Here is an 18,925-nt window from a genome sequence, read left to right on the forward strand (position 1 = left end):
ACTTTTGAGCAAAAGCCCTGCCGTAATAATGAAATTGAATATTCTTATTGATGTTGAAAGACTGAAGTATCCCAAATCTGGGATTGCGAATGTTTGTAAATCACTCATTAAAGGAGTAAGTGAGCGAAATAGTGATATTCATTACACTTTTTATGGGCCAAAAAAAAATATTCCAAAAGTTGGAGCTCAAAATAAGGTTCTCAATTGGAAGTTTTGGCAAAAAATGTTTCCGATTAATACAAAAAATTATCAGCTTATTCACGTTGGGCATCAACTTTCTGATTATTTTCATTCGGTAGGAAAAAATCAGAAGAAAGTGGTTACATTACACGACCTCAATTTTTTACACGACCAATCTTCTGAGAAGAAAGTGTTAAAAACGAAAAAATTAGTTCAGAAAAATATTGGGAATGCAGATGCCATTGTCTGTATTTCAAATTTCGCTAAAACTGATTTCGAAAACAATAAATCTGTATTTAGTTTAAAGGAAAATGTAATTACTGAAGTTATTTACAACGGTTTGATTTTTCCCGAAGGAAATATTCCCGATTTCAGCTCGAAATTTAGTTTTTTAGATAAAAAATTTATTTTGACGATTGGTGTTTTGTTTCCGAAGAAAAATCAAAAAGTTTTACTTGATTTAATTGCGCAAAACGACCGCGATTTGGTATTAGTTACTTCTGCTTCAAAATCTGGTTATAAAGAAGAGTTTTTAGCAAAAATTAAAGAGTTGAATCTAGAAAACCGAGTTCATATTCTTGAAAATATTTCGAACGACGAGAAGTATTTTCTTTTGCAGAAATGCGAGGCGTATGTTCATCCTTCATTAGCCGAAGGTTTTGGAATTCCGCCTGTTGAAGCGATGTATTTTGGAAAGCCTGTCTTTCTAAGCCGCTTAACGAGTCTTCCCGAAATCGGTGGCGATTTGGCGTTTTTCTTCGATGATTTTTCAGGTGAAAAAATGAATGAAGTGTATCTTAACGGAATGGAAATATTTAATAATGATTCTGAAATGCCGTCAAAACTTCATCAACATGCTTTAAAATTCGGATATCAAAAAATGGCAGAGTCGTACGAAAATTTATACCGAAAATTGTTAGCTTAAAGTTTTACTTTGCCAAAACGGAGCTTGTTTTTAAACTTTGAAAAACTGTCACTCCCACAAATATTGATTCTTTTTACTTCAAATTTTTGTTTCCAAGGGAAAGACGCAATATCGTTTCCAATGCGAAGTGCTGCTGAAATATTATGCTTTTCCAGCATCTTAAAAAACTCCTTTTTTTGAATTCCCTTTTTAGGAAATTTCCCGTAAGGATAAACCAGAATATTGGTAAATGGAATGTTTTCTCTCTTAAGTGTTTTGATGTTTTTAATGACATCGTTTTCCGCATCTTCAAGCGTCATTTGCGAGTAATTGTTGTGTGCATGACTGTGCAACGCAATTTCTACCAAATGCGAAGGCAATGAGCGAATTTGCTCGAAATTCATGTACATTCCGGGTTTGTTGTTCAAATCTTTTTCGATAAGTTCCGTAGGAATGCAAATGGTGGCTTTCAGATGATACTTTTCAAGCAGCGGAATCAAATATTGGTAATTATTGTAATACCCATCATCAAATGTCAAAATAATCTTATTCTTTACGTTTTTCTTTTGTTCTAATTCATTAAAGAAAACCGTTTTGAAATTTTGTTGAATGTGAATGAACTGTTCTTCGAGCTTTTCAACAGAAATGATGAGGTCGTTGTTTTCTCTTTCCTTTTCGGGAACAACTTGATGATACATCAAAATTCTAACATCTGATGCGCTCGAAATTCCCAATAATCCTTTGAATATATTTAAGAACATGAGTTTTTAACATGAGTAAGCTCATGCAACTTTTTGTATTTTAAAAAAGTGTAAAATGCCGCCGTACTTGCTGCGTAATATCCCACCAAACCGTCTAAAAAACCTAATCGTATAAAATATGATTTGATGAATTGATAAAACGGGCTGAAAATGATTTTTAAAACCGTCGCTTTTTTCCCTCGTTGATACATTTTTTCAGCCATCATCGTGGTGTATTTATTCGATTTATCGATGTGATGATGAATGTCTTTGTATGTAAAATGATTCAGTTTTCCATCTAGAAGACCAACATTTTCTGAGGTTAAAAAGATTTCATGAACAATATCTTCAGAATATTTTCCGAATCCTTTTTGGAAGAGTCTTTCCCTTTTGATATTTCCCCAACCTCCATATTTTAAAGATTTTCCAAGGAAAATATTATTAAAACTAATGTTGTAGACTTTAAAAGTAGTTTTTTCTGAAGAAACAATTTTCTGAATAGCTTTTTTTGCCGTTTCATCAGGAATTTCGTCGGCATCCAAAAACAAAATCCAATCGCCGGAACATTGTTCGATGGCAAAGTTTTTCTGTTTTCCGAATCCTAAAAATTTTTGTTGAATAACTTTCACTTTGGGAAATTTAGCGCAAATTTCTAAAGTTTTATCGCTCGAAAAGCTGTCTATTATTACAATTTCGTCTGCAATATCGTGCACAGAATTCAACGTTTTTTCGATAATTCTGTCTTCATTAAAGGTAATTATAGCAACTGAAAGTTTCATTTTGAGCTTGATTGAAGCAAAAATACATTTTATTTTCAGAAAACTAAGTTTGTTAAATAAGATTTATTGCATACTCTTCTTTCAAATATTCATATGTTTTAAAAGAGCTTAAAGCACTGAGATAGGAGAGGGTTAAACCCTTTTTTCCATCGAGTATTCCTAATTTTAGAACGTACATTTTAAAGAAATTAAAAGCGCTTTTTGATGTTTTTTTAATGAAAAAATAGGGGATTTCCTTTTCGTAAAGGTCTGCAGCTTTTAATTTTGAATAATGTATCACTTTGTTGTAATACGCTTCGTAAGAATCAAAAGAAAAATGGAGCAAATAATTTTTTAGAACGGCTGTATTTCTTGCTTTGCTAAGACCTTCGTGCACACGTTTGTTCTCGTCATAATGCGCCACTTCTCTCTTAAAAAGACGAATGTTTTTGTCGTTTTGCGTTCCAGAATAATTTACTTTTTCACCTTTAAAGAAGAATTTTCTTTTAAAGAAATATGCTTCTGCGGTTTCTGGTTTTTTAATTTCCGTTAAAATTTCTTCTTTTAATTCCGGAGTTACACGTTCGTCTGCATCTAAAAACAAAATCCAATCATTGGTTGCGTAAGAAATGCAAAGGTTTCTTTGTTTGGTAAAATCTTCAAATTTATTTTGATACAATTTTACTTTTGGAAATTTATTTTGAATAATGTGTACCGTATTATCATGGCTAAAAGAATCCAAAACGATGATTTCATCGGCAAAATCAACTGATTTTAGGGCTTCTTCAATATTTTTCTCTTCATTATAAACAATCAGCAAGGCGCTTATTTTGGGCACTTTCATAGTCATTTTCATTGATCAAAACATTAGATTGAAATGTTTTTGCAAAGTTAAACAATCGATTGTTTAAATATTATGTTAAAAAAATAACACCCTGATTCAGAGTGTTATAATTTTTAAATTTTGCTGATAGATTTTATCTTTTATATTCTAAAATCGTCTTTTCAATAATGTTTACACAGTCTAGTAATTGCTCTTCGGTAATTACCAACGGCGGTGCCAATCTGATGATATTTCCATGCGTTGGCTTTGCAAGAAGTCCGTTTTCTTTAAGTTGTAAACACAGATTCCAAGCGGTTGAACTTTCTGGAGTATCGTTAATTAAAATAGCGTTCAAAAGACCTTTTCCACGAACTTTGGTGATTAAATCTGTCTTTTCAATTAATTTTTCAATTTCAGCTCTGAATAATTTTCCTAATTCTTCAGCTCTTTCAGAAAGTTTTTCTTCTTCCACCACATTCAAAGCAGCGATCGCGACTGCACAAGCAATTGGGTTTCCTCCAAACGTAGAACCGTGTTGCCCAGGTTTAATCACATTCATGATTTCATTGTTCGCTAAAACCGCAGAAACAGGATACATTCCGCCAGAAAGAGCTTTTCCTAAAATTAAAATATCAGGCTGAACATTTTCGTGGTGACAAGCAATTAATTTCCCAGTTCGGGCGATTCCTGTTTGGACTTCGTCTGCAACGAAAAGAACATTGTATTTTTTACACAGTTCTGAAGCGTTTTTAAGGAAATTTTCATCCGGAACATACACTCCAGCTTCCCCTTGAATAGGTTCAACTAAAAAAGCGGCAGTATTTTGTGCATCATTTTTTAGAACTTCCTCTAAAGCCTGAATATCGTTGTAAGGAATTTTTATAAATCCTGGTGTAAAAGGACCGTAGTTTTGGTTTGCATCTGGGTCGTTCGAGAAAGAAACGATGGTTGTTGTTCTTCCGTGAAAGTTGTTTTCGCAGACAATAATTTTAGCAGCATTTTCAGAAATACCTTTTACTTCGTAACTCCATTTTCTGGCTAATTTTACGGCTGTTTCTACCGCTTCTGCTCCGGAATTCATTGGTAAAACTTTATCGAAACCGAATAGAGTAGTGATTTTTTTCTCGTATTCTCCTAAATTCGAGTTGTAAAATGCTCTTGAAGTTAGCGCCAATTTCTTAGCTTGATGTACTAAAGCATCTACAATTTTCGGATGAGAATGTCCTTGGTTCACTGCAGAATAAGCAGAAAGAAAATCGTAATATTTTTTTCCTTCAACATCCCAAACAAAAACACCTTCTCCTCTGTCTAAAACTACAGGAAGCGGATGGTAATTGTGAGCGCCGTGTTGGTCTTCCAAATCGATGTAATATTGCGAATTTTTTGTTTGTTCTGCTGTTGACATATTCTTGTTTGTTTTTCACAAATTTAATTATTAAAAATAACTTGCTTAGAACAATTTTTTTCTGTTTAAAACCAAGATGCAGAACGGCTTTATTGGTTTACACTTTAATTTGGAAGATATTTAGTAAACTTCAATTGGGTTTTGGTTTTTATATCTTTTTTTGATTGAATTTTAAAAATTTAGAAGAGGTTAAAGAAAGTTTTTCAAGATGTTTTTTGGAAACAAAAAAACCGCCTAAAAAGGCGGTTTTGAAGTATTTTAATAATCTTAATGATTATCATATTTTCTATCCATTACAAAATCTTCCATGAATTTTGTAGTGTAATTTCCAGAAAGATACCTTTCGTCTTCCATCAATTGTCTGTGGAAAGGAATGGTAGTTTTTACCCCTTCAATGTAGAATTCTTCTAAAGCACGTTTCATTTTTGCAATAGCTTCCTCACGCGTTTGTGCGGTAGTAATCAATTTTGCAATCATTGAATCGTAGTTTGAAGGAATTGTGTAGCCAGAGTAAACGTGTGTATCAACTCTAATCCCGTGACCTCCCGGAATGTTTAATCTAGTGATTTTTCCTGGAGACGGTCTGAAGTCTGCATAAGGGTCTTCAGCGTTGATTCTACATTCGATAGAGTGAAGTTTTGGATAATGGTTAATTCCAGAAATAGGCGTTCCTGCAGCCAAAAGAATTTGCTCTCTAATCAAGTCATAATCAATAACTTGCTCAGTAATTGGGTGCTCTACCTGGATTCTGGTGTTCATTTCCATAAAGTAGAAGTTTCTGTGCTTATCTACCAAGAATTCGATAGTTCCTACACCTTCGTAACCGATAAATTCAGCAGCTTTTACAGCAGCTTCACCCATTTTCTCACGAAGCTCGTCTGTCATGAAAGGAGACGGAGTTTCTTCTGTTAATTTTTGATTTCTTCTTTGTACAGAGCAATCTCTTTCAGAAAGGTGACAAGCTTTACCAAATTGGTCTCCTGCAACCTGAATTTCGATATGTCTAGGCTCTTCAATCAGTTTTTCCATATACATACCTCCGTTTCCGAATGCAGCTACAGCTTCCTGAATTGCAGATTCCCAGTGATCTTTAAGGTCTTCAGCTTTCCAAACAGCTCTCATCCCTTTACCACCACCACCTGCAGTTGCTTTAATCATTACAGGATATCCTGTTTCTTCAGCAATTTTTACAGCGTGTTCGTAAGATTCAATTAAACCATCAGAACCAGGTACACAAGGTACACCTGCAGCTTTCATGGTAGCTTTAGCATTTGCTTTGTCTCCCATTTTTTCGATTTGCTCAGGCGAAGCACCGATAAATTTAATACCGTTCTTTTGGCATATTCTTGAGAAATTAGCATTCTCTGATAAGAAACCGTACCCTGGGTGAATTGCATCTGCATTTGTAATTTCTGCAGCAGCAATAATATTAGGGATTTTTAGATAAGAATCTTTACTCATTGCAGGGCCAATACAAACAGCTTCGTCCGCAAATCTTACGTGAAGACTGTCTTTATCGGCAGTAGAGTAAACTGCAACAGTTTTGATTCCCATTTCTTTGCAAGTACGTAAAATACGCATTGCAATCTCGCCACGATTGGCAATTAATATTTTTTTGAACATCTTTTTCAATTTGAAAATTAGATAATTTGAAAATTAGATAATGTTATTTTAATGTAGAATTTAATCTAACATCTAATGCCTAACATCTAACTTCTAATTAAGATGGATCTACTAAGAATAATGGTTGGTCGTATTCTACAGGAGTAGCATCGTCTACTAAGATTTTAACGATTTTACCACTCACTTCAGATTCAATTTGGTTGAATAACTTCATTGCTTCGATTACGCAAACTACTTTTCCGTTAGAAACTTCGTCACCAACGTTTACGAATACGTCTTTATCTGGAGATGGTTTTCTGTAGAAAGTTCCAATCATTGGAGATTTGATTGTAACAAATTTACTATCATCAGAAGCAGCTTCAGCTTGTGCAGCCGGTGCAGCAGCAGGAGCGGCAACTGGTGCAGGAGCAGCAGCTACTTGTTGTGGTGCAGTGTGGTAAACTGCAGGTTGTGCGTAAGCAACTTCGCTTCCAGCTAATGGAGTTTTAATGGTGATTTCGAAATCTTTTGTTTTGTATTTTACTTCTGAAACTTCAGCTTTAGATACAAACTTGATAAGATTCTGTATGTCTTTAATGTCCATAAAATTGATATTTGATTTGCCACCAAAGATACCAAAAAAACATAAAAAACAACAAAAAACCGCCAAATTTTATCAAAATTGGCGGTTTTTTGTATAAAAACGAGTGTTTTTCAATGAAAAGCGACTCTTAGTTTTCTTCAGTAGTTGCTACTTCTTTTTCCAATACTACTTTACCTCTGTAGTATAGTTTTCCTTCATGCCAGTGAGCTCTGTGGTAAAGGTGAAGCTCTCCTGTTGTTGCATCTTTAGCCAATTGAGGAACTACAGCTTTGTAATGAGTTCTTCTCTTGTCTCTTCTTGTAGACGACTGTCTTCTCTTTGGATGTGCCATTTTCTAATAACTTTTTTAATTGATGAGCGATGAGATTCATCATCTCATCATTAAATTATTTTAATTTTTATTCTTTAAATTTTTCAATGCGTCCCATCTTGGGTCGCTGTTTTGTTCTTCTTCCTCGTCTTCTTTTGGACCGAACTTTTCTAAGATTGCCAAATCTTCATCACTTACATTTGGCGAAACTTTTTTCATCGGAATTGAAAGCGCTACGTTTTCGTAGATTAGTTGCGCAATATTAAACGCGTGATCTCCGGTTGGAATTGTGATAACGTCTTCTTCGCTATCATCATATTCTTCTCCAAATTTTACCAAAACTTTAATCTGGTTTTCGATGGGATAATCAAAATTTTCATTTGTGATATCACAAACCAGTTCTACAGTTCCGCTTACTTTTATCTCAAACTCTAAAAAAGTAGAATGCTTATCGAGTAATACATCTACTGCAATTCTAGGGTTTGTAAACTCCTGTTCAGTGTCAAACAATTGAAAGAACTCTTTATCTGTCTCAAACCTGAACTCGTGCTTGCCGGTTTTTAACCCGGAAAAGCTAACATCATAGTTTCTTAACTTGTTCATAAAATGAGTGTGCAAAAATATGCAATTTTTTTATAATAACAAATATTTTGAATAACAAATTTATTTTAAATCTTTTTTAAGATTCTATGCCTGAGTTTCATCAGGAAGATCTTCGTCTATTCCGTTGTCTACAGCCATTTTTCTTGGTCTAAGACGATTCTCCATTAAATCGTGGTAATCTGTACGATGTTTAAAAATTTTAATCGCGGTGAAAATTGCTTCTGTGAAACTTTGTTCATCGGCAAGGTTTTTTCCTGCAATATCGTATGCCGTTCCGTGATCTGGAGAGGTTCTGATGAAAGGCAATCCAGCGGTATAATTTACTCCTTCTTCATAAGCAATGGTTTTGAAAGGAGCTAAACCTTGGTCGTGATACATTGCTAAAACCGCATCGAAACTTTTATATTTTTCTGGTTGGAAGAAACTGTCTGCTGGAAAAGGTCCGAAAGCTAAAACCCCATTATCAGACAATTCTCTGATTGCTGGCGCAATAATTTCTATCTCTTCATTTCCAATTACACCTCCGTCTCCTGCGTGTGGATTTAAACCTAAAACAGCTATTTTCGGTTTTGAAATACTGAAATCTTCAATTAATGTCTGTTGAAGCATTTTAATTTGCTTCTTTATCTTTTCTTTAGAAATGTTTTCTGCAACTTTAGAAATAGGAATATGATGTGTGGAAACGGCTACTTTCAAATCTTCAGTTACCAAGAACATCAATCCTTTCTTATTGAATTTTTCTTCAAAATAACCTGTATGACCTGCGTGTTTAAAGCCTTGCTTCATCATTTCGTCTTTATTGATGGGCGCAGTTACCAAAACATCAATTTCTCCTTTTAATAAAGCTTCTGTTGCGGCTTCTAAAGAATCTATAGCCATTTTTGTAGATTCTTCAGTTGGAGTTCCCAATTCTACATTAGAATTTTCTTTTACAAGGTTTACCATGTTCAGTTTTCCGCCTTGTGCTTGTGAAGCTTCGGTAATGTAGTTGAAATTTAAATTGAGTTTAAAAATATTCTTCTGATAGGTGAATAATTTTCCTGACCCAAAGATCACTGGTGTGAAAAAATCTGTAATAGCTTTGTCTTTCAAAGATTTCATGATGATTTCCGGGCCAATGCCGTTAAAATCACCAATTGAAATTCCTACTCGTACTTTATGGTTTTTTGGGTGCATTTTAATTATCTTTGAAGATTATAATTTTACAAATTTAGCAAAAAATAATATGTTCACAGGAATTATTGAAGCAGTAGGCGTTGTAGAAAAAATTGAGCAGAACGGAACCAACATAGATTTTACGCTTTCTTGCCCTTTTACACACGAGTTGAAGATAGACCAAAGCTTGGCTCACAACGGTTGTTGCCTTACGGTTGTAAAAATTGATGGAAGCCAATATGTGGTAACCGCCATTAACGAAACTTTAGAAAAAACTAATTTAGGGAAATGGCAAGTGGGCTCTGTGGTAAATCTTGAGCGCTGCACGGTGATGAATGGGCGTCTTGATGGGCATATTGTACAGGGGCATGTAGACAAAACTGGAGAAATTACCAATATCGAAAACAAAGATGGCAGCTATTTTGTTAGTGTAAAATACAATTCAGAAGGTAATTTTGTTACGGTTCCTCAAGGATCGATTACTTTAAACGGAATAAGTCTTACTGTTGCCAAAAGTGATGACCTTGAATTTTCTGTAGCTATCATCCCATATACTTGGGAATTTACCAATATGAATTCTTTAAAAATAGGTGATAAAGTAAACCTTGAATTTGATATAATAGGTAAATATATAGCTAAACTTCTACAAAGGAATGCCATTAAATAAGTATAAAGGATACAGTCTTCGAAACCGATTTTTCTTCGGGTTTCTTTTTGTCTGTTTTCTGAGTGTTGCAGCCTCTTCGTTGGTGCCTTATTTTATTTTAAGAAATAATGCATTAACGCAGAGTAAAATCGACATGCAGGAAAAGACCAATGCGGTAATGGCTTTTTTTGATTACGCATTAAGTCTAGAGAAAGTAAACACAGAAGATCTAAAAAGAGTTTTGGGTAACAAAATCTTCGAGATTGCTGATATTAATAAGCATAGTATTATTATTTATGATCTAAAGGGAAATTATCTTCTTTCAGACAAAGATGAGAGTCTTGTGGATCAGAAAAAAATACCCATGAAGATTGTAAACAAAATACTTTCTGATAAAGCGAGATATGATGTGAGAGGCTATGATGCAAGCAAAGACGCCGTGTATACATCTTCTTATCTTCTGCTTCAGAATAATGATTTGCAGCCTGTAGCAATTATCTATATTCCTTTATATCACAACGAATCTTCTTATCTGGATGTTCTTCATCAATATTTAATGTATATTTTAATTATTGATTTTATTTTAGTGATTTTCAGTATTTGGTTAAGTTGGGTTACCTCCAATAATTTAGCTAAAAATATTACCAAGTTTTCAGACATGATTACCAGAATCACGCTTTTCGAAAACGAAATGCGTCCCATCAAATATTATAAAAATGATGAACTGAATGCTTTGGCGAAAGCGTACAACAGGATGATTCTTCAAATTCAGGATCAAAAAGAAAGGTTGAGGTTTAAAGCTTCCGAAGAAGCATGGCGCGAAATGGCAAAACAAGTGGCGCATGAAGTAAAAAATCCTTTAACACCGATGAAGCTTACGATTCAAAATTTTGAAAGAAAGTTTGATCCTGCAGATCCAAATGTCACCGAAAAAGTAAAGCAATTGAGTAAAACGATGGTGGATCAAATTGATGTGATTGCCACTGTTGCATCAGCTTTTTCAGAGTTTGCCAAACTTCCCGAAAAACACAATGAAGTTATCAATCTAAATACAGAGATTAAAGATATTTTAGGTGTTTTCAATGATGATTTAATTTATCTTCATTCTAATAAAAATAATATCATGATTAATATGGATAGAATTTATCTGTCCAGAATTATTACCAATCTCGTAACCAATGCAAAACAGGCGAAAAGTGACGAGAGAGATATGATGATTAATATCGATATTGAGCAATTTCAGAAAAGAGTGGCTATCGTGGTACAAGATAATGGTATTGGTATCGATAAAGCGATGTTTGAAAAGATTTTTGAACCTAATTTCACCTCCAAAAACAGCGGAATGGGACTTGGTCTTGCTATGGTTAGAAAGATGATTGAAGATTACAAAGGTGAGATTACCGTAAAATCCGAAGTCGGAAAAGGCGCAACATTTACCATTACTTTACCTACCAATATCTAGTGAAGCCTTTTAGTTTTAAACAGTTTAATATTCAGCAGACGAAAGATGTTTTCCGTGTGGGAACCGACGGTGTTTTGTTGGGTGCTCTAGCTTCTGTAGAAACTTTTTCCAATGTTTTGGAAGTGGGAACAGGAACGGGTTTAATTTCCTTAATGTTGGCGCAAAGAAATTCTTTTGCCCAATTTTTAGGGATTGATATTAACGAAGAAGCGGCAAATCTTACCAAAATTAATTTTGAAAATTCACCTTTCTCTTCTCGGTTAAAAAATATTCATCAAGATTTTAAAAATTTTACAATAGAGGAAAGGTTTGATTTAATTGTATCAAATCCGCCTTATTTTGAAGAATCTTCTTCCGAAAAAGATAAAATTGCAAGGCAAACCGTTGAATTGAATTTCGCGCAATTAATTACTAAATCTGCAAATTTATTGTCTGAAAACGGCATTTTTTCAGTCATAATTCCTGTAGAAGTTGGTGAAGATTTTATTGAAATTGCCGCTGAAAATAACCTTTTTCTTTGCCGAAAAATTAATATTAAAGGAATTTTAGATTCAAAAGTAAAACGATTGATTTTAGAATTTTCTTTACTTGAAAAAAGTCTTGAAGAGTCTGATTTTGTGATAGAAAAAAGTCCGAGACAATACTCGGACCAATATCTTGAACTCACCAAAGAGTTTCATATCTTTAAAAATAAAGGTTAAACAACCTTCGAATTTCTTACTCAAATAATTCTGAAGTATCCAAAACAGAAACTTTCCCATCTTCACATCTAATGGCTTCTCCTGGGAAATTTTGAATCATGTGGTAATCGTGGGTTGCCATTACTACGGCTGCGTCGTTGTCTTGTGCAACTTTCTTTAGTAAGGTCATGATTTCGTTAGAAGTTTCAGGATCAAGGTTTCCTGTCGGTTCATCGGCAAGGATCAAATCAGGGTGGTTAAGAAGAGCTCTAGCGATAGCCACACGTTGTTGTTCACCACCAGAAAGTTCGTGTGGCATTTTGTGTTTTTTGCTCTTCATGTTTACGCTGTTCAAAACTTCGTTGATGCGTTCGTCCATTTTAGCTTTATCGCTCCAGCCAGTTGCCTGTAAAACAAATTTTAGGTTTTTCTCAACCGTTCTATCCGATAAAAGTTGGAAATCCTGAAATACGATACCCAGTTTTCTTCTAAGATTAGGAATGTCTGAAGGTCTTAGTTTAGCAATGTCGAATCCTACCACAGAACCTTGGCCGCCAACTAAAGGGATGTGACCATAAAGAGTTTTTAGAAGTGAACTTTTCCCAGATCCTGTCTTTCCGATAAGATAGCAGAATCTTCCTTTTTTAATGTTTAAATTTACATCAGATAAAACCGTGAAGTTTTTTTGGGCAATTTTTGCATGCTGCAAATTGATGATGTTTTCACCCGATATATTGCTGTGTGGCATGTTTCAGTTTTAAGATTTTAAAAATACTAAAAAGAAATATTATTCAAATTAATTTTAGTAAATTTTAACAACAAAAAATGCCTGAAAAGATACTTTTCAAGCATGATTTGTATATGATAATAAAGAATTATCTCTTAGCGCGTGATGCACTTACAGTTAAACTCTTTCTGCCTTTAGCTCTTCTCGCAGCCAAAACTCTTCTTCCGTTTGGCGTAGACATTCTTTCTCTGAAACCGTGTTTGTTTCTTTTCTTTCTTTCTGATGGTTGGAATGTTCTCTTACTCATTACTATATGTTTAAATCGTAATTATCAATTATATTTTTTCAGGTTGCAAAGATATGTAAATTTTTATATTTTACAAACTTAATGCATATTTTTTTTAAATATTTTCTGCCTTGTCTTCCAAAGCGTTATTGTGGCGCAAAGGTAAGGAAAAGATTTGTCTTTCATGTTGCTTTTCAGAAAAAGGTATATCTTTGGAGACTCAAAAATCAAAACCTTTATTCTAATGTTTACATCAGCAGAACTTTCAGAAATCAAGAATCTTTTAAATCCTGAAAATAAAATCGTTATCCTTACGCATTACAATCCGGATGGCGACGCAATTGGTTCAAGCTTGGGATTGAAGCACTATCTTGCTGCGAAAGGTATTGCTGCAGAAGTGGTGGTTCCAAACGATTTTCCTAAATTCTTAAAATGGATGCCCGAAGCTAAAAAAAATGTAATCGGAGAGTATAAAAGAAAAGTTGCAGCAGATCTTATTTTTGAAGCTGATGTTATTTTCTGTTTAGATTTTAACGCGGCATCCAGAATAGGAATTCTTGGCGATTGGCTTACGAAGGCGAAAGGGAAGAAGATCTTAATTGATCATCATCAACAGCCGGAAAGTTTTGATTTTGTGTATTCAGATACTACAATTCCTGCTACTTCGCAGATGATCTATCATTTTATTGAAGCGATGGAAGATGAAGCTTTAGTAAATAAAGATATTGCAGATTGTCTTTATACCGGAATTATGACGGATACTGGAGGTTTCAGATTCAGGTCTACAAGTGCGACAACGCATAGAATTATTGCGAATTTAATTGAACATGGAGCGGATCCAGCGATGATTACTTCGAATACTTGGGATACGAATACCGTTTCTAGACTTCAGCTTTTAGCTTTAATTTTAGGAAGAATTGAAGTGGTGAATGACGGAAGAGTTGCAATTTTATCGCTTACCAGAAACGAATTGAAAGAATACGGCTTCCAAAAAGGAGATACTGAAGGTTTTGTGAATTATGGACTGAGTATTTTAGGTGTTAAAATGTCTGCGTTCTTCATGGAAGATTTATTTGAGGATTTCATTAAAATATCGTTCAGAAGTAAGGAGGATGTAGATGTGAACCAATTTTCGAGAAAATATTTCAACGGAGGAGGTCACATCAACGCAGCAGGCGGGAAATCTTTCGAATCTTTAGCTGAAACTATCGAAACTTTCAAAGGAAGAGTGGGAGAGGAAGGGTTTTAATTTCAGATTGCTTTTAACGATTAAAGTTTTCATACTATAAATTAAAGGTGTTGCTCCTGCTGAGCTTCACTTTTTTTTTGTGACATGTTTTGGTTTGCTAATCAAAATTGTTAATTTTTTATCTCAACCTAAGCCTCAACCTTTCTATATCCTTTTTTCTCCAATTCTTTACAGGTGTAATGGTAGACTTCATTAAACATAATGTCTAAAAACTTTTTGTTGAACAAACTGAATTTTGTCATTTTGGGTGGGTCTAAAAATATATCGCAAGAATGAGCTTTTGCATAAACCGATTTGGCAATTGCAAGGTGTAAAATTCTATCGAATTCTTTCATTAAACTCATTTTATCAAGGCTGTCGTAGCTTATAGAATTTACGTGGGAAGCAATGAGAAAGTCGCAATTGTCGATAAGAGGTTCAATGGGAAGATTGTCTAAAACACCGCCATCAACATAAATTTTTTCGCCCATTTTTACCGGAGGTAAAACAAAAGGCACACTCGAAGATGCTAAAAGAGGCCCGAAAAGTTCGCCTTCAGAAAAGAACTCAACTTTTCCGTGGGTAAGTTCTGTTGTTGCGACGTAAACAGGGATTTTTAAAACGCTAAAATCATCTTCAGGGAAATGATCCATAAAAAGTTTTAAAATAAAATTGGAGCTGAAAATTCCGTTTTTGGATAATCTGAGAAAAGATCGTGAGAAAAAAGTGGTTTTTCTTACAATGTTCATCATTTCATCGGGTGTTTTTCCAAAAGAATAAAATGCAGCGATAATAGATCCAGCGCTGGTTCCAGAGATAATATCTGGTTTCAGACCGTATTCTTCTAAAGATTTAAGGACGGCAATGTGTGCAATACCACGCATTCCTCCACCGGATAAAGTAAGGCCAATTACAGGCTTCTTTTTTTTTAACGAAAATAATCCCATGTGTTTTTTAAACTTCTTAAAAATACAGTTTTAAGTTTAATCTGAAAATTATAAAACTAAATTTTTAGGAAGATGGTGTAGTAATTCAGTATTGATAATTTCTGCGCAGATGGATGGTTTTTCCCAATGACCGTTGTGGCCGCAGTCTAAAACATAAGATTTAATATTCGTTCTATCCGGAAGGTTTTTCAATAAAAGTTCTGTTTTTACCGCGTTGTCGTGTTTGCCTGCAAGAATTAGGATTTTTGCTTCCAGATTTTCTAAAATATGTTTCTTGTTGGTACGTTCTACCATTCCTTTTACAGAAGCTAATGCGCCTAAATTGTTGGTAGAAAGTGCAATTTCTAGCGCAGTTTCTATTTTTCCTTCTAAAACATCTCTTTCGTTCGGATTGAAAAGATTCGGAACTCCCGCTCTTGCGTAATGTGCAAAAGCATCTTTTATAATTCTGTAGCTTTTTATTCTCTGCTCTTTTTTTTCGGCATCATCTTCAAGAAAAGTTGAGAAAAATAGCGTCATGCTTTTAAGTTTCTCTGCAGATTTTTCTGCAAATGCCAAAGAAACATAGCCTCCCATCGAATGACCAAGCAAATGAATGTGTTCTAAATTTTGACTTTCTAAAACCTTATTCACTTCTTCCGCCATCATTTCCATGGTTTGAGTTTCTGCAATAATTTCAGATTTTCCATGACCGGGAAGGTCGATTTTTAATAATGAAAACTGATGAGAAAGGTGTTTTTCCATGTCTTTCCAAATGGTGGTGTTTTCCATAAAACCATGAAGAAGAACAAGGGTTTCTTTACCGTTTCCTGTTTTTTCGAAATGAAGCATGAGATTACAATTTATTTTTATTTCCCAACAAAAAATATACCTTCTAAAAGGCTTTTTCATTGGTTTTGATTTTTGTAAAATTAAACAAAAAACCGCAAAGAAAAAGTTCTTTACGGCCTTGATTCTGTTAATAAAGTTTTCACAGAAAAAATCACCTCTCAACAGAAATGATTTCTGTGTTCTATTTAATCGCTTGGTTGTAGACTTGTTTTTCCCAAGGTTTCATGTTTGAAATTCCGTAACGATTCTCCTTAGACACCGAAACATTATCGAAAATATCTACAAAGTTTTTGTAATTGGCATCGTCTGTAGGTTCGATAATGATAGTGAATTTCTCTTTTGCAGGAGCGTTTTTATAGGCTTCGGAAATGATTTGCTTAATGTTTTCGTCCTTAAATTGTGTTTCCTTTAAGTTGCTTGTCGAAAGTTTTCCTTCGCTGCTTTGATGGTAGAAAACGCGGTTGTTTTTTCCTAAAATAAACGTTACCTGATTTTTCTCATTAATCTCAGTGTAGGTTCCGTCTGTGCTTTTTGCAGGAAGTTTTACGTCCATTTTGTACACTTTAGTAAAATTGGTTGTAAACATGAAAAAAGTAATCAGAAGAAATCCTAAATCTACCATCGGTGTCATATCTACACGGATAGATTTTTGTCTCGTTCTGCGGTGTCCTTGCTTTTCTTGGGTAAGTACTTCAGCCATAATAATAAATTTTAAAGTTATGTGTATTTTGGTGAAAGCAAAGTTTGTTCCTAATTTTTGAATTTTTATTTAAAATTTCTAAAGTGTTTTAATTTTATTCAATAAATGTGCGTTTTTATTGTTTGAAATGTTTGTTTTAAAGTGTTTTGATAAGGTTTTATTAAATAAAAAAAACTCACGCCTTTCGACATGAGTTTTCGTATGTTAAAAATGGGAAGTTTATTTGTTTTTCTTGTAAAAATTAACTCCACATTCTAAAAATTGCTTGAATTTTCCTTTTTCCATGTATCCAGAAACCGGCGTATTAATCACTTTTCCTTCTGGTGTAATTAAAACATAATGCGGCTGCGAATTGTTGTTGAAATTCACTTGTTGGAACAAGCTCCATCGGTCTCCAATGGTGTTTACTTTTTTCATTTGTCCGTCTCCCAAATCAATTTTTGTTTTTTGGTCTTCGGGAAGTTCTTCTTTGTCGTCTACATAAAGAGAAGCCAGAACTACATCGTTTTGAAGGATCGGTAAAATATCCGGTTCGCTCCATACAAATTCTTCCATTTTTCTACAGTTTTCACAACCATAACCTGTAAAATCAATTAAAATCGGTTTGTTTTCTTTTTTTGCTAATTCAATGGCGGTAAAGAAATCGTGTTCAGGTTTCATGCCCAAAATTCCGTCTTCTTCATTGTGAAAGTAACTTACATTTAGCGGAGGTAAAATTCCGCTTAACAATTGAAGTTTCGGACGTTCTGCAGGAATTAATCCTTGAACTAAATAAATCACAAAACCAATTCCCAAAATTCCGATAATCTTTCTCGTCCAAGAAATTTTTGGCTTTTTGTCATCGTGTGGAAATCTGATTAATCCGAATAAATACAATGCTAAACCAATCGCTACAATGATCCAGATCGCAATGAAAAGTTCTCTTTTAATAAGAAAAGTTTTAGAAACTAAATCTGCTTTTGACAAGAATTTCAGAGCCAAAGCCAATTCTACAAATCCTAAAACCACTTTCACGGTATTCATCCAGCCACCAGATTTTGGTAAGCTTTGCAGTGCCTGTGGAAATAATGCCAATAATCCGAAAACAATCGCCCAAGCCAATCCAAAACCTGCCAAAGCAAATGTTAACAACATCGGAACATTACTGGAACCTGTAACGGCACTCCCCAGTAAACTTCCCAAAATAGGACCTGTACAGGAGAATGAAACAATGACTAAAGTTAAAGCCATAAAGAAAATCCCGATTATTCCACCAGCTTCTTCTGCTTTTGAAGATTTGTTAGCAATCGAACTTGGTAATGTAATATCGTAATATCCGAAGAAACTTCCTGCGAAGAAAATAAAGATGATGAAAAATACAATATTCAGCCAAACACTCGTGGAAATTTCGTTAAAAATATTTCCTGCAATTCCATCAATAATATGAAACGGAATACTTAGTAAAACGAAAATTAAAAGAATAAAAAAACCGTAAAGAAGTGCATCTCTTTTCCCTTTTGCTTTGTCTTTCATTCCTTTTGTAAAGAATGAAACCGTCAACGGAATCATTGGGAAAACACATGGTGTAAGTAAGGCAATTAAACCTCCGATAAATCCTAAAAATAGATAAGTCCAGTAATTTTCAGAAGCTTCTATGGCTGCTGTTCCGCAATCCGTTAAAGGTTTTTTGAAATCTATTGTGGAGATTTTTAGTTGTTTAGGATCAAGTTTAGCGGTTTCATTCGCTGTGTTTTCCGCTTCTGCAGAAGTTTTGGTAATAGTTTCCGTGGCTACAGGACTTTTCACCGAATCTTTTGCAGGTTCTGTTGTTACAACTTCTTCAGTAGCACCTTTTGGCGTAACCTGTTTGTTGAATTCCAGCGTATTGGGAGCAAGACAGACTCTGTCGTCACAGGTCTGATACGTAATTTCAGCAACAACATCTCCCGGTTTTGTTCCGTCTTTCAGCTTAAATTTCTGCTTGAAACCTGCCGTATTGGAATAGAAAATAATTTTTCCGCCGAAAGCCTCAGAAAATTCTTCATGCTTTTTACCTACTTCGGTAAATTTCCCGATCAGTTCTATGTTTTTCCCTGAAACTTTATAATCGGTAGGAATTCCCGTATCTTCCGGAATGTCTTTGGAGTAAATATGCCAACCGCTTTCCATGGTGGCATTCAGGACGGCTTCATATTGATTGTCGCCTAGTTCGTTGATGGTAAATTTAAATTTTACAGGATTTTTGATTTGTCCCGAAACTGCAAGGGTAATAAAAAAGAAAAGCAGCAACGGGATTTTATAAATCGAAGAGAATTTCATATTGTAATTTTATGTAAATACTTTACTACAAAAGTA

At 34.4% G+C, this 18,925-nt stretch carries 20 protein-coding genes; 5 read left to right on the top strand and 15 right to left on the bottom strand.

What is annotated here, in order from left to right; genetic code table 11:
- The first annotated feature begins 28 nt into the window (after positions 1 to 28).
- Positions 29 to 1,105, top strand: a complete 1,077-nt coding sequence (locus tag AC2A1D_RS06725) for a glycosyltransferase family 4 protein (protein WP_484042874.1) — start codon at positions 29 to 31, stop codon at positions 1,103 to 1,105.
- Here the strand turns inward: AC2A1D_RS06725 and AC2A1D_RS06730 are convergent.
- From AC2A1D_RS06730 to pdxA, 9 genes are all read right to left on the bottom strand, one after another.
- Positions 1,102 to 1,845 (bottom strand): polysaccharide deacetylase family protein, encoded by a 744-nt coding sequence (locus AC2A1D_RS06730; protein ID WP_484042875.1) that lies wholly within the window; start codon positions 1,843 to 1,845, stop codon positions 1,102 to 1,104. The two genes, AC2A1D_RS06725 and AC2A1D_RS06730, sit on opposite strands and share 4 nt — an antisense overlap.
- Complete coding sequence (locus tag AC2A1D_RS06735) at positions 1,836 to 2,603, bottom strand: glycosyltransferase family 2 protein (RefSeq protein WP_484042876.1); 768 nt, start codon at positions 2,601 to 2,603, stop codon at positions 1,836 to 1,838. Before AC2A1D_RS06735 ends, AC2A1D_RS06730 begins: the two co-directional genes overlap by 10 nt.
- Before the next feature lie 52 nt (positions 2,604 to 2,655).
- Entirely contained in the window at positions 2,656 to 3,420 is a 765-nt protein-coding gene (locus tag AC2A1D_RS06740) for a glycosyltransferase family 2 protein (protein WP_484042877.1), read from the bottom strand.
- 139 nt (positions 3,421 to 3,559) lie between these two features.
- The gene (gene rocD / locus AC2A1D_RS06745; protein WP_484042878.1) at positions 3,560 to 4,810 is read right to left on the bottom strand and encodes an ornithine--oxo-acid transaminase; all 1,251 of its coding nucleotides are present in this window, start codon (positions 4,808 to 4,810) and stop codon (positions 3,560 to 3,562) included.
- A gap of 267 nt (positions 4,811 to 5,077) precedes the next feature.
- Complete coding sequence (gene accC, locus AC2A1D_RS06750) at positions 5,078 to 6,433, bottom strand: acetyl-CoA carboxylase biotin carboxylase subunit (protein ID WP_484042879.1); 1,356 nt, start codon at positions 6,431 to 6,433, stop codon at positions 5,078 to 5,080.
- A gap of 97 nt (positions 6,434 to 6,530) precedes the next feature.
- Positions 6,531 to 7,016 (bottom strand): acetyl-CoA carboxylase biotin carboxyl carrier protein, encoded by a 486-nt coding sequence (gene accB, locus AC2A1D_RS06755; RefSeq protein WP_484042880.1) that lies wholly within the window; start codon positions 7,014 to 7,016, stop codon positions 6,531 to 6,533.
- A gap of 127 nt (positions 7,017 to 7,143) precedes the next feature.
- Positions 7,144 to 7,347: a 50S ribosomal protein L32 gene (gene rpmF, locus AC2A1D_RS06760; protein WP_007843326.1), complete on the bottom strand. Its 204-nt coding sequence runs from the start codon at positions 7,345 to 7,347 to the stop codon at positions 7,144 to 7,146.
- A gap of 60 nt (positions 7,348 to 7,407) precedes the next feature.
- Entirely contained in the window at positions 7,408 to 7,929 is a 522-nt protein-coding gene (locus AC2A1D_RS06765; RefSeq protein WP_484042881.1) for a YceD family protein, read from the bottom strand.
- Positions 7,930 to 8,013: 84 nt separating this feature from the next.
- Positions 8,014 to 9,105 carry a 4-hydroxythreonine-4-phosphate dehydrogenase PdxA gene (gene pdxA / locus AC2A1D_RS06770; RefSeq protein WP_484042882.1) on the bottom strand — a complete coding sequence of 364 codons (1,092 nt, stop codon included), beginning with the start codon at positions 9,103 to 9,105 and terminating at the stop codon, positions 8,014 to 8,016.
- Positions 9,106 to 9,154: 49 nt separating this feature from the next.
- Here pdxA and AC2A1D_RS06775 point away from each other — a divergent pair, with 49 nt between their 5' ends.
- Genes AC2A1D_RS06775 through AC2A1D_RS06785 form a run of 3 tightly spaced genes read left to right on the top strand, consistent with a single transcriptional unit; the run spans position 9,155 to position 11,893 of the window.
- Positions 9,155 to 9,751, top strand: a complete 597-nt coding sequence (locus tag AC2A1D_RS06775) for a riboflavin synthase (protein WP_484042883.1) — start codon at positions 9,155 to 9,157, stop codon at positions 9,749 to 9,751.
- The gene (locus tag AC2A1D_RS06780; RefSeq protein WP_484042884.1) at positions 9,738 to 11,192 is read left to right on the top strand and encodes an ATP-binding protein; all 1,455 of its coding nucleotides are present in this window, start codon (positions 9,738 to 9,740) and stop codon (positions 11,190 to 11,192) included. The genes AC2A1D_RS06775 and AC2A1D_RS06780 overlap by 14 nt, the downstream gene beginning before the upstream one ends.
- Positions 11,192 to 11,893 (top strand): tRNA1(Val) (adenine(37)-N6)-methyltransferase, encoded by a 702-nt coding sequence (locus AC2A1D_RS06785; protein ID WP_484042885.1) that lies wholly within the window; start codon positions 11,192 to 11,194, stop codon positions 11,891 to 11,893. The genes AC2A1D_RS06780 and AC2A1D_RS06785 overlap by 1 nt, the downstream gene beginning before the upstream one ends.
- Before the next feature lie 16 nt (positions 11,894 to 11,909).
- Here the strand turns inward: AC2A1D_RS06785 and AC2A1D_RS06790 are convergent, their stop codons facing one another.
- A complete protein-coding gene (locus AC2A1D_RS06790; RefSeq protein WP_484042886.1) occupies positions 11,910 to 12,620 on the bottom strand; it encodes a cell division ATP-binding protein FtsE in 711 nt (236 codons plus the stop codon).
- Positions 12,621 to 12,747: 127 nt separating this feature from the next.
- On the bottom strand, positions 12,748 to 12,906 hold the full coding sequence (rpmH, locus tag AC2A1D_RS06795; RefSeq protein WP_040997588.1) for a 50S ribosomal protein L34: 159 nt from the start codon (positions 12,904 to 12,906) through the stop codon (positions 12,748 to 12,750).
- Between the two features lie 223 nt (positions 12,907 to 13,129).
- Between rpmH and AC2A1D_RS06800 the strand changes: the two genes are divergently transcribed.
- Positions 13,130 to 14,134, top strand: coding sequence for a DHH family phosphoesterase (locus AC2A1D_RS06800; RefSeq protein ID WP_484042887.1), 1,005 nt, complete (start codon positions 13,130 to 13,132; stop codon positions 14,132 to 14,134).
- A gap of 128 nt (positions 14,135 to 14,262) precedes the next feature.
- On the opposite strand, the gene AC2A1D_RS06805 is transcribed toward AC2A1D_RS06800, so the two are convergent.
- From AC2A1D_RS06805 to AC2A1D_RS06820, 4 genes are all read right to left on the bottom strand, one after another.
- Complete coding sequence (locus tag AC2A1D_RS06805; protein ID WP_484042888.1) at positions 14,263 to 15,060, bottom strand: patatin-like phospholipase family protein; 798 nt, start codon at positions 15,058 to 15,060, stop codon at positions 14,263 to 14,265.
- A 48-nt stretch (positions 15,061 to 15,108) separates the two neighbouring features.
- A complete protein-coding gene (locus AC2A1D_RS06810) occupies positions 15,109 to 15,891 on the bottom strand; it encodes an alpha/beta fold hydrolase (RefSeq protein WP_484042889.1) in 783 nt (260 codons plus the stop codon).
- A gap of 181 nt (positions 15,892 to 16,072) precedes the next feature.
- Positions 16,073 to 16,591: an ExbD/TolR family protein gene (locus AC2A1D_RS06815; RefSeq protein ID WP_484042890.1), complete on the bottom strand. Its 519-nt coding sequence runs from the start codon at positions 16,589 to 16,591 to the stop codon at positions 16,073 to 16,075.
- 219 nt (positions 16,592 to 16,810) lie between these two features.
- Positions 16,811 to 18,889, bottom strand: coding sequence for a protein-disulfide reductase DsbD family protein (locus tag AC2A1D_RS06820; RefSeq protein WP_484042891.1), 2,079 nt, complete (start codon positions 18,887 to 18,889; stop codon positions 16,811 to 16,813).
- Positions 18,890 to 18,925 lie beyond the last annotated feature (36 nt).

Source organism: Chryseobacterium sp. HNCC26DJ239, assembly GCF_057180445.1.